The organism is Nostoc sp. CCY0012, from assembly GCF_963920855.1.
Taxonomy (GTDB): Bacteria; Cyanobacteriota; Cyanobacteriia; order Cyanobacteriales; family Nostocaceae; genus Cyanocohniella.
In genome coordinates this window covers 63,056-78,419 of sequence record NZ_CAWUDM010000010.1, presented here as the reverse complement: position 1 = coordinate 78,419, position 15,364 = coordinate 63,056, and the positions used below count along the sequence as shown (strand labels likewise).

Here is a 15,364-nt window from a genome sequence, read left to right as displayed (position 1 = left end):
CACCACTCAATAATATTTGCCTCATCCTCCCCCACCCAATACAGTTTGGATAATAAATTTACTCATGAAGACTGCAAGGGAGCAGGGGGGAGGTTATGCCTATTCCTCTCTGTCCCCAACCCTCCGCCCCTCTGCTACCTCAACGAAGAGATGTCTTAACCGAACCGTATTGCATCCTCCCCTAGCAGAGAATTTTTTATTTATCGTCTCTTAACTAGCAAACAGGAGAAAATTGAACTCTAAGCCACTATTTGCCTAATCATTGAGTGAATCTCATATCCCAAAATATCAAATAGGTTTGTATCCTGGAATAAGCATCATGATGATATGTGCTAGTTATTGCTTGTAGTATGCCAGCTACACCCAGCGGAAAGGGAACCCACATGACTAAATCTCCTCAAAAAGAGCATCGAGCAAATTCTTCCTCCGCCCGCAAACGTTTGTGGTTGGTGGTGTTGAGTCGCGGGGGTATGGCCTTGGGCGGACTTTTGCTCTTGGGAATGATTGGTGGTGTTTGGCGGTTATGGACTTTTGTGCAAGAGGAATTAACGCCACTAGCAGAAAGCGGTATTATGAACACACTTAACCGTCCGGTCAACTTGGGACAAGTCACAGGCTTCTCTCTAACAGGAGTAAAGTTTGGGGCTTCAGACATTCCCGCCACAGCGACAGACCCAGACCGGGCAGTAGTTGATGCTGTAGAGGTGGGTTTTGACCCGTTGCAATTAATTTTTAGTCGTCGATTAAAGCTGGATGTCACCTTAGTTAACCCAGATATTTACATTGAACAAGATAATCAAGGACGCTGGATTACTACTGAAATTGCCCCACCAGGTGAAGCTGGACTAATTGAAACTGACCTAGATAAATTGCGGTTTCGTAACGGTAATCTGGTCTTGCTACCGCAAAGAGGAGATGTAGAAGCAAACGAAGTTACATCCCCTTTATCTCCCGTTGCCTTTTCGCAGCTAAATGGCACTGCTCAATTGTTAGAAGACAACGAACTAATTAAATTTGAGGTGGGTGGTGAAGCCGAAAGTGGCGGAAATATTGCAATTCAGGGAGAAGTCCGTCCCCAGACATTAGCAAGCAACTTACAACTGCGATCGCAAAATTTACTTGCTTCTAAAATTACCCGCTTGATCAAGTTACCCTTTGACTTACAGGCGGGTAGAGTTAATGGCAACTTGCAGATTCAACTTACACCAGGACAGGAAACTTTATTATTTGGCAATGCTGACTTACAAGGGGTACATTTACAAGTTGCCAACGTCCCCCAACCTTTGCTCAATACCCAAGGTAATATTCGCTTCCAAGGAACAGAGGTACAGCTAAATAATATTGCGACTAATTACGGTCAAATTCCCTTAGTGGCTACAGGCATCATCGACACTGAAGCAGGCTTTAAGGTGGCAGGGCGAATTAATGCCGTGAGTGTGGCTAATGCTCAAGCAGCACTGAATATTCAGGCACCTGTACCCGTAACTGGGCAATTACAAGCTGATTTACAGCTGGTTGGCCCTGTAACCAAACCAGTGCTTTCAGGTACTGTTGCCACTATCAAAACTGCCCAAATTGATCAGCTTAATTTTAATAATATAACTAGTAAGTTTGAATTTGCTCCCGATGCTGATTTAATTACCCTGAGAGATATTCGCGGCCAAGCCGCAGTTGGGGGAGAAATCACGGGTGCGGGCAAAATTAATTTGGGGACAACCCCGCGATTAAATTTGAATTTTGCCGCCAAAAATATTCCTGGGGATGCGATCGCAAAAATTTACGAGACAACACCCCCGATTCAAATTGGTACTGTTTCCGCTACGGCTCAAGTGACTGGTGCGGCGGATAATGTGCAAACGGTGGTTAAATGGCAAGCCCCTGGGGCAACTTATCCCGGTACTGGTGAAACCGTCATTGCCGCAGATCGTACCCTCGCGTTCCGCAATGTGGCGCTAAATGTTGGCGGTGGTACGGTGCGAGGATCGGGTACTTTTGCTAATCAACGTTGGCAAGCTGTAGCCCAAGCCTCTGGTGTTGGCTTAGAACCTTTTGTAGATCAAAGTCAACTGCAAAATGTCTCTTTGGCAGGGGCGCAGTTCAACGGGCGTGTAATTGTGGAAGGAACCGCCGAACCATTTCAAGTGGCTAATATTCGCACTGAAGGGGCAGGAGTTAATATTGGTGGCGGCACAATTGCGGTTTCTAATGTTCAGTTGCGAGATCAAAGTTTTGCGGCTCAATTGGTGGCTAATAATGTCAGACTAGGGCGCATCTTGAGAGAAGCACCCCCAGCTTTGGCTGGCCCTTTGGCGGGGACATTTCAAATCGCAGGCAATACTGAAAATGTCAGCCTCAATACTTTACGTGGTACTGGTGAAGCACGGCTGAATGTAGCTGGTGGGACTGTCACAGCCAGAAATATCCAGTTGGCTGATGGTGTATATCAGGCACAAGTCCAGGCGAATAATGTAGCTGTGCAGCAATTGACAGCAGTACCGCCACAGTTTCAAGGTGCATTGACTGGTCAGTTTAATGTGGCTGGTTCAGTGGAATCATTCAGTCCTGACGCTATCCAAGCTAGTGGTCAAGCACGAGTGAATGTAGGTAGAGGCACAATTACCGCCTCTGATATTCAATTGGCTAATGGTCGCTATCAAGCACAAGTCCAAGCCAATAATGTCCCTGTGCAGCAGTTGGCAGCCGTACCACCGCAGTTTCAAGGTGCATTGACTGGTCAATTAAATGTGGCTGGGTCGGTGGAATCATTTGCACCTGATACCATCCAAGCTAGTGGTCAAGCACGGATAAATGTGGGCGGGGGAACAATTAGCGCCTCGAATATTCAACTGGTGAATGGACGTTATCAAGCGCAAGTCCAAGCCAATAATGTGGCTGTGCAACAGTTGGCAGCCGTACCACCGCAGTTTCAAGGTGCATTGACTGGTCAATTAAATGTGGCTGGTTCGGTGGAATCATTTACACCAGAAGCCATCCAAGCCAGTGGTCAAGCCCAGTTAAATCTCAACGGAGGCACAATTAGCGCTTCTAATATCCAATTGGCTAATGGACGCTATCAAGCAGTAGTTGATGCTGCGGGTGTGGAATTAAATCGTTTCAATGAGCAGTTACGCGGTCAATTGGGCGGTAATGTGCAGGTGGCTGGTCTTTTGGGATCGGCAAGATTAGCCGATGTTCGTGCGGCTGGACAAGTACAGTTATCCCAAGGAATACCTGGTCTGGAACGACCTTTAAATGCAACACTGGCATGGACTGGGGAAAAGCTAGCGATTGAACAAGCAACAGCCCCAGGTTTAAATGTTAGTGGTGACATATTAGCCAATGCAAACATGGCTGGCATCCCGGAAATTACGCAATTAAATCTCAACGTCCAAGCACAAAACTTCAATCTGCAACAGTTACCGGTTAATCTCCCCAATCAGGTGGCTGTAGCTGGAAGTATAGATTTTAATGGTCAAGTTACTGGTAATCTACCTTTACCCAATGTCACAGGGCAAATCGGGTTACGTAACTTTGTTGTCCAAGATATTGCTTTTGAGCCGTTGCTTACTGGTAATATTCAATCAGCACAAGGTCAAGGGTTAAATTTAGATTTGACAGGTAATAGCGATCGCATTGCCGTCAACTTAGACGCCCAAAATCGTCCCCAATCCTTTGCAGTGCAGTGGCAAGATGCTTCAGCTACAGGTCAAGCCCAAGGTAATGATTTAGCGCTGACAGTAGCCAACTTCCCCCTACAAATCTTGAATTTGACACCACCGCCGCAATTGCGCCTCGGTGCGGGTAGGGTAACTGGGTTATTAACAGGGGATGTGCAGGTGAATCAACAGACATTAGCCGCCAGTGGAAATTTAGCGATCGCCTCCCCCGAAATTGGTCGTTTGAGTGGCGATCGCCTAGCAGCTCAGTTCCGCTACAATGATGGTCAAGCCACACTCACCAGTAGCGAATTTGTCAGGGGTGACAGTCGTTATGCTTTTGCTGGCAATGTTGGTCAAACGCCCCAAGGGCCGCAACTACAAGGTAATCTCAATATCAGTCAAGGTAATATTCAAGATGTGCTGACAGTAGCACAGATATTTGAACTACAAGATTTTCAACGTGGTACAACAGAACCAACCTACGGTACCGCAGCCGATTTAACCACCAACCCCAGGGGATTACCTGATCAACCTTTATTAACCCAACTCAAGCGTTTCTATGAAATCGACGCACTGATCGCAGTCCAAGAACAAGAACGGCAAGAGTCTAATCCCATCCCAGATCTAGCAGATTTGCAAGGTACTTTCAGCGGGGAAGTTGCTGTAGATACCGCCGCAGCTGACGGACTCTTGGTGCAATTTAATTTAAATGGTCAAAACTTTACCTGGGGTCGCCAAGAAGACACAAATCGTTTTTACACTGCTGAAAATATAGTTGCCCAAGGCAGGTTTGAAAATGGCGTTTTGCGGTTACGACCATTACGGATTGAGTCAGAAAATAGACTTCTGGCCTTCGCAGGTAATATTGGTGGGGATGATCAATCTGGTCAGTTGCAAGTCACTAATTTCCCCATAGATTTACTGAATAATTTTGTGAATTTACCAGTTGATATCTCCGGTAATCTCAATGGTACAGCTGCCTTATCAGGAAGTATTGCTAACCCTCAAAGCATAGGCGAGTGGCAAATTACCCAAGGACAATTAAATCAGCAACCTGTAGAATCAGCTACAGCTAGTTTTAGTTATGCTAATGGACGCTTGAATTTTGGTAGTACTGTCTCAGTGGTGGAAACCGAACCAGTAAATATTACTGGTAGTATCCCTTACCAGTTACCCTTTGCATCGGTGGCACCAGATAGCGATCAAATCGAGTTGGATGTCAAGGTGCAAAATGAGGGCTTGGCAATATTGAATTTATTGACTAATCAGGTGGCTTTTGAAACAGGTGAAGGAGATATAGATATTACAGTACGTGGCACATTCCGCAGACCACTAGTCAACGGTATTGCCACTGTAAATAATGCTACTTTTGCTGCCCAGGCTTTGCCAGGTAAGGTGAGACGTGTTACTGGCAAAGTGTTGTTTGATTTTGACCGCATCTTAGTAGAGAATCTGGAGGGCAGGTTTAGCCGAGGGAATGTAGTAGCATCGGGAGAAATTCCGATTTTCACTAACGGACAAGCTAATGTGGAAAATCCCTTGACAGTAAATGTTGATGAGATAGCTTTAAATCTTAAAGGCTTGTACCAAGGTGGTGCTAGTGGCAATTTACAGATTACCGGCTCTGCTCTTAACCCAGCAATTGGCGGTAAAGTCAGTTTGTTTGATGGTCAAGTTTTACTAGCCGATACTGTTGATCCAACACCTACGACCAATAACAGTAGTTTGCCCATCACCAGCGCTAACAAACAAATTCAACCTGATACGGGTAATGGAACGCCCAGGTTTAATAATTTAGATCTAGAGATAGGTCAAAACGTCGAAGTTAACCGCCCACCTATTCTTAGCTTCCGCGCTACAGGTAACCTTACCATTAATGGTTCCTTTGCTGAACCCATACCCGATGGTGTCGTTAGACTAGAGGAAGGCGGTGTTAATTTATTTACCACCCAGTTTAACTTAGCTCGTGGGTACAAACATACTGCCACCTTTAGAGCCAATCAACCCCGTGATCCCGACTTGGATGTTCGACTCACTGCGAGGGTACTCGATGTTGTTCAAAGTAGTGACTTCGCTCGCACCAACACGGCTGGGTTAGCAGCTTTAGAAAGTGTGCAAATAGAAGCTAATGTCCAAGGCCTTGCTAGCCAACTTAACGAAAATCTGGAACTCACCAGCAGTCCAGGACGCTCGGAAACCCAAATTGTCGCTGTATTGGGTGGAGGGATAGTTGATGGCCAAGGAGGTGGTGATAGCACTTTGGGATTGATTAACATAGCCGGTTCAGCAGTATTTAGCAACTTTCAGGCGGCGTTTAACCAAATTGGTAGTGCCGTTGGTTTAAGTGAACTGCGTGTATTTCCTACTATCATTTCTAATAATCCAGAAGCCGGCCGAGGCAGTTCTAGTTTGGAATTAGCAGCAGAGGCAGGTATTGACGTTTCTCCACAAGTTTCCTTGTCTAGTATCAAAATTTTGACAGCAAATGACCCATTTCAGTGGGGTGTTAATTACCGAATTAACGACGAAATTCGTTTGCGTGCTTCTACTAATTTGGATGATGACAGTCGTGCAGTAGTGGAGTTTCAAAGACGTTTTTAAATCTAGGTTGCTTCCATAGTTATCTTGCATTATCAAGCAAATAAATATACACTAGCCAATAGTTTTTTCATCTTCAAGACACCAAATCGCAGTATACGAGTATTTAAAAATACTTTTTATACGACTATCACTATTGAGGTGTATCATGAAACTCATGCAAAAATTAGCGATCGCTACCAGTGGTTTGGCGATGTTTGTTGCTACTGTTGGTGCTAAACCTAGTCTGGCGGCTGATTTTTTTCTATCAGGAAATTTTAATGGGATTTTGGAGAGTAGCTCCCCATTTTTAGAGAGTTTGGCAACATTTGATGGGACTTACTCAGTCAGTGGCCTACCTGTGGATAGCCAAACGGACTTAACTAGCTGGGATATCAATTTGCGGGATGCATTGGGAGATGTAGTATTTAACTTTAACAACTCCACAGAATCTAGCAGTGCCTTTATTGCTCCCCAGGACACATTGTCTCAACTGAGATTTGCGTCTGGTTTAAACGAATTATTTTTGTCATTTCCAGGTAATTTTGATGGTACTGGCACAAGTGATGGTGGAGCTTTTATTAACACTCTGCCACCGGGTACTATTGGTTTTACCTCCGGACGGTTGGTAGAAAGCGCTACTTCTCAACCTGTCTCTCGACGACGAGTTCCCGAACCTCATGCTTTGGGTGCCTTGTTGCTTGCCAGCAGTGGGGTCTTTTTGCTAAAAAATAAAGTCACTCGTTCCAGAAAAAGTACTCCATCACTGGAATCTTAAAAGTCGCCTGAGCCAGCGTATCGAGCAAAATGTGATGTTTTTGCCGATAAAAGCATCCTCTTCCAGCAGTTTTAGTTGAATATCTGTTTAATTTTAGTTTGCTCTGTAACTCCACCTTCATCTATCCTTGTCAGAATATAAAGAAAAATTAAGACAAGTGGTGTGCAGGAAAACATGATGCAGACGTTAACTCCCTTTAATTGGGTTTTAGTAAATGCCTGTTTACAATTTGCTGGTTGGGGAGTCTTTTCTATTTTGCTGGCTGAGGTATTAAGAGATAGTTATCACGTGTTGTGTCATCAGGTCAAATGGCTGGCAAAATGGCATAACAAGCACCATGCGGTGTACCGTCGGGATTTATCAATTATTTCCCTGCAAGCTTACCAAGAGTCTCAACTGTATCACGACATTTTTGAGTCGAGTCTACTGGTAGTGGTTTTGGCGGTAATTGCCTTATTGGTAAACCAAATAGGTTTATGGCTGGGAGTAGCCTATGGCTGTAGTTTTTTGTTTGGTGCTTCTGTGCGATATTCCCAAGGAAAAATTGACACAGACTACAACCACTTACCCGGCCCTTTACAAATAATTCCCTCCGTTTGGTGGGTGAATCGAACTTACCATTGGCGCCATCATTTTGATGATGTCAATGCGTACTATAGTGGTGTCTTTCCTCTAGTGGATAAAATACTTGGTACTGCATTATCTCTTAAGGGTAAAACTGTGGCTTTAACTGGAGCATCGGGCGCTTTGGGGCAAGCTTTAGCTGCGGAACTCTTAAAACATAATGCTAAGGTGGTAGCCTTAACTACTAACCCAGAAAAATTAGCTCCGCACACTAATTTAAAAGTGCTTTCTTGGCAGTTAGGTAATGAAGCTGAACTCAAACAGAGTTTAGAAAAAGTCGATATTTTGATTATCAACCACGGCGTTAATGTCTACAATAGCCGCACACCGCAGGCAATTAGTTCCTCTTATGAGGTCAATACTTTTTCGGCGTTACGGTTAATGGATATATTTTTGACTACGGTGACAGGGCCACAAGCCAAGGCGACTAAGGAAATTTGGGTGAATACTTCTGAGGCCGAGGTTTCTCCGGCGTTAAGTCCACTTTATGAACTTAGTAAACGGACATTAGGAAATATTGTCACCCTCAAGCGGTTGGATGGTGATTGTGTAATTCGGAAGTTAATTCTGGGGCCATTTAAAAGTCAACTAAATCCTTATGGGGTGATGTCAGCACAACAAGTCGCCCGTGGAATCTTGTTTTGGGCAAGACGAGACTACCGTAATATTGTTGTGACTATCAATCCTCTGACTTATGTGCTTTTTCCTTTGAAGGAAGCTACTACGTGGCTGTACTATCGAATTTTTAGCAAATAATTACCGCATTGCTTATCCCTCTTCTATCACTTTGGAGAGAGAAAAATGAATGTAGGTTGGGTTGAAAGGAGTGAAACCCAACAATACCGAATCTTTGGGTGTTGGTTTATGCCTCCGGCACGCTACGCGGTAAGCGCAGCCATGTCCGTCAGGGCTTTACGTTCCATTACTCCGCAAAGCTAGCGCGAACAACCCAACCTTGTATATTGAGGGAAGCCGCAAAAGCGTCTACATCTACCCTAATCCCTCACTAGTGGACTGACAAAAGGAAACCCAACACCAATATCCCTGTTGAGGTTCTCAGATCAATGTTGGGTTGCCACGCCACTATGGTAAATTACGTGGTGGGACACGTCTTCCTTGGTAGAACTGCTTCTGAAGTTTACTTAGTCCTAACCATGCTGTACAAAGGTTAAAGGTGTGACAGTCTCCAGGACAGCCGCTAAAACTGATGTGGTGTGAAAATACAACCCCAGAAGTGGAATTCTTGCCACATCTCATCTTGAGCCACCTTGTCACCCGTTAAGTGATCCTTTACTCCCATGTACTCTACGAACGGCTATCGCCTGTGCTAGGCATCTTTGAACGCAAAATTCCTCACCGAGAAGAAGCAGGGGACACGGACTTCGCCGCTATAGGAGCCGATGTCATTGTGTATGGACTAGGCCGCTATGGCGGCAGACGAGCTATTAAAGGATATTATGCTACAGCAAGGATATTTCGATGTTTTGAGAGAGTAGTTGGTGTAGATATAGCCATTAAAATAATGTACAAATTGCGTGATTAACTACTGACTAATAACTAAAGACTTTTAACTATGTTTAACAAAATTTTAGTCCCACTAAGTACCAATGCAATTGGTGAACAAATTTTTGAACACGCCCTAAATTTAGCAACAGCCAGCAACGCCGAATTGTTGTTGTTACACGTCATTTCACCTTCTGAGGATGGTTATCTCGATGCTTCCACAATGGAAACATACAGTGTTTATGACAATGTGGACTATTATGTAAATCACTGGGAAAGTTTAAAACGAGAAGGAATTGAATTTTTAACACTGCTCAATAATCAAGCGATCGCCAAGGGGATAGCATCTGATTTTACCCAAAAAATAGGTGAACCAAGCCGCACTATTTGTGAAGTAGCCCGTAGTTTTCAGGCTGATTTAATTGTTTTAGGCCGTCGGGGACTCAGTGGCATCAGTGAATTTTTCTTAGGTAGTGTCAGCAATTATGTATTACATCATGCACCCTGTTCTGTATTGACAGTCCAAGGTGTAAGAGCTAATTTGTCAACTCAACCAAAATCTTTGTAAGGTAAGGGTTTCAGAAATTTGAGCATCTCAATCTCCCTGTTTATCTAGGGTGTGTTTGGGATGCTGCCTCAGAGATGCAATGGCGTGTCATAAATTTTTTGTTTATCCCATCCTAAAAAAATACTTAAATTCTCTATTTATCCACGACCTCGCTCCAAGCTTGCTCAGTATTAGTAGCCTATAGCCATTACTGTGCAATAGCGATACCCAGCATTGGCTGCCTTAAACCTTAGAAGTGCCAAACTTTTAAGTAACTACCTTGAGACATTAATGCCAAATGCAGCGATTTACTTGAGGTATCTGCATCCAGATGAAGCTTAAGTTTAACCATTAGCAATTTCTAAGGATTGCTCAGAAGCGATCGCAGCGTCAATCTGCACCTTATTTACTGCATAAAAACTCAAAGCTTCTTTTACCTGTACCTCAGTCAGCTCATATTCACTGGCTATTTGACTGGGACTCATACCCCATTTTTGGGAAGCGATCGCCACAGTCTGCACTCGAATTCCCATCTTCTCAAAATATTGCTGATGTTCTTCTGTGGCTAAATAGTATTCACTTGCAGGCTTAATTTCTGTGACAATATCTTTATCAAATCTGCCAGACATCTGAAGTTTTGCCTTTGACTGCTGCGCCAGTTGCTTTTGCTGCGCGTCATGATAAAAAATCACAGACCGATATTGTTCTCCTTTATCTGGCCCTTGACGATTTAACGTTGTCGGGTCATGAATATCCCAAAACATCGCCAGTAAATTATCATAACTGACAATTTTGGGGTCATACTCTACCTGCACCACTTCCGCATGACCAGTAATTCTCGATAGTACATCCAAATAGCATGGGTTGGGAAAATGCCCACCCATATAGCCAACAGAGGTCGAGTATACTCCCTCGACCTTGCGAAAAGCTGCTTCTAATCCCCAAAAACAGCCAGCACCAAATGTCGCTTTTTTCATAATGGTTGACAATTTTTAACTCGGTAAAAATCCTAACGTGCTGGCTGAATGGAAACTATACCGTTGACTTGCTATGTACAGGTGCAAGACCATCAATAGCTGGGCCGTTAATTACTTTACCTTGGGCATCAAACCGTGAACCGTGACAAGGACAGTCCCAAGTTGCTTCTGAAGAATTCCAGGCAACAATACATTTTAAGTGGGGACAGACTGCGGAATGCTCATGTAAAATACCGTTTTCATCACGATAGGCAGCAACTTTTGTCAAACCTTGGCGCACTACTGCACCTGTACCGGGGGAAACTTTATCTACAGAATCAACTTCTCCTGGTGTTACCCAATCTAAATACTGGGTAGCAACGTTAATATTTTCGGAGATAAAATCACCTGTGGCGCTAAGTCTTGCCCGTGAAGGATCATAAACTTCCGCCCAAGTATTTTTACGTCCCAAAATCATATCATTTAGGAGTATCCCGGCGATGGTACCGTGGGTCATGCCTAAACCTGTGTCACCTGTGGCAATGTAGATATTGTCTTCATCAAAGGGATTTTTGCCAATGTAGGCAATGCCGTCATCAGCATTCATTACCTGACCTGACCAACGAAACTCAATTTCTCCTACTTGAGAAAAGCGTTCTCGCGTCCATACTTCCAATCGGACATATCGGCTATCAGCATCATTCGCTTGTCCAGTTTTGTGGTCTTCACCACCGACAATTAAAAGATCATGTTCCTCATCCAAATGTTGGAGGCGCACGTAATGGTAAGGGTCAAGGGTATCCCAATAAAGGGCTTTAGTCAGAGAACCACGAGGTATTTTCGCACCAATGACAAAGGTGATATATGCAGCTTGCTTAAAGTGCATTGTAGCTAGGTTACTAATGGGGGAATTAGTGGCTACTACCACAGCATCAGCTGTCACAACTTGACCATTACTAGTTTCCACACGTGCAGGTTGACCACCTGTGATTTTTTGGACGTGGGTTCCTGTGTAAATTCTGCCACCATAACCTTGAATTGCTGCGGCTAATCCAGTGAGGTACTTCAGGGGGTCAAATTGTCCTTGGTGGGGAAAATGCAGACATGAGCCTGTGTTAAAGCCATCTATGGGTGCTTTGTTCACAAGTTCTACATCTGTAAGTCCAGCACGATGGGCTGCGGCTAATTCTTTTTGCAGTTCATCTAGAGATTCCGTGTCTGGTGGAAACAGATAACCGTCAAGGCGCTCAAAGTCACAGTCTATGTTTTCCCGTGAGGCGATCGCCTGTATAGTATCGATAGCTTTTGTATGACTTTCGGCAATTTGTCTTGTTAGGTCTTTACCGTGAATTTCTTCTAGTTCATAGTAGTAATGAGATAACACATGCGATAGGTGGGCCGTTGTCCGTGAAGTTTGCCCACCACCAATGGGGCCATCATCTAGCACTACTACTGATTTACCTTCGCGGCTTAACATATAAGCGGTAGTCATCCCCGCTATACCTGCACCGACAACACAGACATCTGCTTGAAGGTTTTCTGCAAGTACAGGTTGGTCTGGCACTTCTGCCGTCGTCATCCAAATAGAAATTGTTTTCCCAGAATCGTTTTTCATGTTTTTGTAGAGTATGTAACTAAGGGCTAGTACCGCAAGGCGGAAGTCAAAAGGAGCCAGTGCGTTGGGCGGGTTCCCCGACTTGTAGCAACTGGCGTTCAAAAGTCAAAAGTCAAAAAGCTTACTTTATAGGCTTTTCATTGATTTCAACTGGTCTGTTTATTTACGCCGACTTGTGTTGGAGGTTTTGGACAATTAAAAATTAATTATTTTGGGGTATGCAGTTTCTGAGGGATGATGGAAAATATTTGCTTGAATAATGATTGCCATCTGATTGTAAGCTTGTATTTTTATTAAAAAAATCTATATAACGATATAACTTATATATCTACTTTAATGAGGATTTTATTCTCGGTTATTTTTGGTAAAAATAGTTGAAAAATCAAGATTTATGATTAAATTAAAGAGAAATATCTAAAAAAACATCAATACTTTAAATTGAATTGATAATTTGCTACAAACATATATATTGTGTTTTTAATATTGAAGAAGAATTAATTAGAAAAAATAAATACATATCAATAAGTGTGTGTATTTAATTTACACATCTATCTTTTTTATATTCAAAAAATTCTAGTCCCTAGCCTTTCGTCTCTAGCCCCTTGGAGTATATATGCCGCAATATTTCGGTCAACTGCCAGTCAATAAACAACCTTGGACAAATATTGGTACTGTAGAATTTGTCAATCAAAGTAATCAAACTATTAAGTTTGCTGATGGTGATTTAAGTCTTACTATCAGCATACTTGCAGCTAATTTAATTCGCGTGCGTTTAGCACCAACTGGAGAATTTATCCCCCATCGTGATTGGGCTGTAACATTGGATGATGCAGACTGGCCAACGACACCTTTTGAGGTGCAGCAAAGCGACACAAAAGTAGAAATTGTCACAGACCAAATGCGTATATCTGTCCAATTACAAGGGTGTCGTATTACTTGTTTTGATAAAGCTAATCGTCCCTTCGCGGAAGATGCAGAAACGGGTATGGGCTGGCGCATGGGTGCAATTGCGGGTTGGAAGAACATCGCACCGGATGAACATTTTTATGGTTTTGGTGAACGCACAGGTTTTTTGGATAAACGCAGTGAGGTAAAAACTAACTGGACGGTTGACGCCTTAGATTACGATGCTTTGACAAATGAAATGTACCAGGCGATTCCGTTTTTTATGGCTTTGCGTCCAGAGGTGGGTTATGGTGTGTTTTGTAATTCTACTTTCTGGAGTCAGTTCGATATTGGTGTAGAACAACCAGATGTGTGGAAGATGGAAACTCATGGTGGTGAGTTGGATTATTACATTATTTACGGCCCTGAACCTGCTCAAATTTTGCAGACATACACTCAGTTAACAGGGAGAATGCCATTACCGCCAAAATGGTCTTTGGGTTATCATCAATGTCGCTGGAGTTATGATTCGGAAACTGTGGTGCGGGAACTAGCGCGAGAATTTCGCCAACGCCGTATTCCCTGTGATGTTATCCACCTGGATATTGACTATATGCATGGTTATCGAGTCTTTACCTGGAGTCCCAAGCGCTTTTCAAATCCAGAAAAATTAATTGGTGACTTAGCAGAAGATGGTTTTAAAACTGTTACCATTATTGACCCTGGTGTGAAGTATGAACCAGAAGCTAATTATCACGTTTTTGATCAAGGAATCCAAAACGATTATTTTGTACGTAAAGTTGATGGAGTCTTGTTTCACGGCTATGTTTGGCCAGATAAAGCTGTGTTTCCTGACTTTTTGCGGGATGATGTGAGTCAATGGTGGGGTGATTTACACAAAAGCTTAACAGATATAGGTGTAGCAGGTATTTGGAATGATATGAACGAACCTGCAATAGATAACCGTCCGTTTGGGGATGGTGGGGAAAAAATTTGGTTTCCCTTAGATGCACCCCAAGGTAAGAATACTACACATGCAGAAGTGCATAATTTGTATGGTTCGATGATGGCTAAGTCGTCTTACGAAGGATTAAAACGCCATCGTACTTCAGAGCGGTCATTTGTGTTGACGCGATCGGGTTATGCTGGTGTGCAACGGTGGTCGGCTGTGTGGATGGGAGATAACCATTCATTGTGGGAGCATTTGGAAATCTCCTTACCTATGCTTTGCAATATGGGACTTTCGGGTGTAGGTTTTGTGGGTTGCGATATTGGTGGGTTTGCAGGTAACGCCACACCAGAATTATTTGCCCGTTGGATGCAGATAGGAATGCTTTACCCATTAATGCGTGGTCATTCGGCCTTGTCTACATCTCGTCATGAACCTTGGGTATTTGGCGATCGCGTGGAAAAAATCTGTCAAAATTATATTAATCTGCGTTATCAATTATTACCATACATTTACAATCTGTTTTGGGAAGCAGCCACAACAGGAGCGCCCATTTTAAGACCATTACTATATCATTTCCCCAGCGATCGCCAAACTTATACCCTCTACGATCAAGTATTCCTGGGTGCATCGTTGATGGCTGCACCTGTTTACCGTCCTGGCGTTGAACATCGTGCTGTCTACTTGCCCACAGGCATTTGGTATGACTGGTGGACTGGGGAGCGTTACGAAGGGCCAACCCATATCCTGGCTCATGCACCATTAGAAAAAATGCCCCTTTATGTGCATAGCGGTGCCATCATTCCTATGCAACCTGTGATGCAATATGTGGATGAACATCCAGTTGACCATATCCGATTAAAAGTTTGGCCTGGTAATGGTAGTTATACTTGGTTTGAAGATGATGGACATACATGGGAATATCAGGAACAAAATTTTTCCCTGAGAAATATTACGGTATTAACAGAAAATCAGCAAACAACCGTGGAAATTAGCTCACGACAAGGCTTATGGTCACCGCCACCGCGCCAATTGATAGTAGAACTGGTAGGTTTCGATGAGCAACAATTACCAGATGATGGTGGAGAAATTAGCCTCAAATTGGGAAATTATGTTTAAAGATAGATGATTTTGCCGCAATAGTTCTCTAATGTAGACTTTGCTATAAAAAAAATATGCATATAGGTAGAGAAAAATTTTACTTATAGCCAATAGTTTAAAATGCCAATAATATGAATTTTAACCTCTAGGAATACCCTAAGTATTATTAC

General features: G+C 43.3%; 8 protein-coding genes. 6 read left to right on the top strand and 2 right to left on the bottom strand.

What is annotated here, in order from left to right; all coding sequences use genetic code 11:
• The first annotated feature begins 383 nt into the window (after positions 1-383).
• From ACM0OS_RS04465 to ACM0OS_RS04445, 5 genes are all read left to right on the top strand, one after another.
• A complete protein-coding gene (locus tag ACM0OS_RS04465; RefSeq protein ID WP_414541956.1) occupies positions 384-6,260 on the top strand; it encodes a translocation/assembly module TamB domain-containing protein in 5,877 nt (1,958 codons plus the stop codon).
• A 145-nt stretch (positions 6,261-6,405) separates the two neighbouring features.
• Entirely contained in the window at positions 6,406-7,014 is a 609-nt protein-coding gene (locus ACM0OS_RS04460; protein WP_414541955.1) for a hypothetical protein, read from the top strand.
• Positions 7,015-7,188: 174 nt separating this feature from the next.
• The gene (locus ACM0OS_RS04455) at positions 7,189-8,394 is read left to right on the top strand and encodes a bifunctional sterol desaturase/short chain dehydrogenase (protein ID WP_414541954.1); all 1,206 of its coding nucleotides are present in this window, start codon (positions 7,189-7,191) and stop codon (positions 8,392-8,394) included.
• 568 nt (positions 8,395-8,962) lie between these two features.
• Positions 8,963-9,181, top strand: coding sequence for a hypothetical protein (locus ACM0OS_RS04450; RefSeq protein ID WP_414541953.1), 219 nt, complete (start codon positions 8,963-8,965; stop codon positions 9,179-9,181).
• A 30-nt stretch (positions 9,182-9,211) separates the two neighbouring features.
• A complete protein-coding gene (locus tag ACM0OS_RS04445; RefSeq protein WP_414541952.1) occupies positions 9,212-9,709 on the top strand; it encodes a universal stress protein in 498 nt (165 codons plus the stop codon).
• Positions 9,710-10,032: 323 nt separating this feature from the next.
• On the opposite strand, the gene msrA is transcribed toward ACM0OS_RS04445, so the two are convergent.
• Together msrA and ACM0OS_RS04435 are read right to left on the bottom strand one after the other, a co-directional pair.
• Positions 10,033-10,665 (bottom strand): peptide-methionine (S)-S-oxide reductase MsrA, encoded by a 633-nt coding sequence (gene msrA / locus ACM0OS_RS04440; protein WP_414541951.1) that lies wholly within the window; start codon positions 10,663-10,665, stop codon positions 10,033-10,035.
• 55 nt (positions 10,666-10,720) lie between these two features.
• The gene (locus tag ACM0OS_RS04435) at positions 10,721-12,259 is read right to left on the bottom strand and encodes an FAD-dependent oxidoreductase (protein WP_414541950.1); all 1,539 of its coding nucleotides are present in this window, start codon (positions 12,257-12,259) and stop codon (positions 10,721-10,723) included.
• A 613-nt stretch (positions 12,260-12,872) separates the two neighbouring features.
• Between ACM0OS_RS04435 and ACM0OS_RS04430 the strand changes: the two genes are divergently transcribed.
• Positions 12,873-15,212 carry a glycoside hydrolase family 31 protein gene (locus ACM0OS_RS04430; RefSeq protein WP_414541949.1) on the top strand — a complete coding sequence of 780 codons (2,340 nt, stop codon included), beginning with the start codon at positions 12,873-12,875 and terminating at the stop codon, positions 15,210-15,212.
• Positions 15,213-15,364 lie beyond the last annotated feature (152 nt).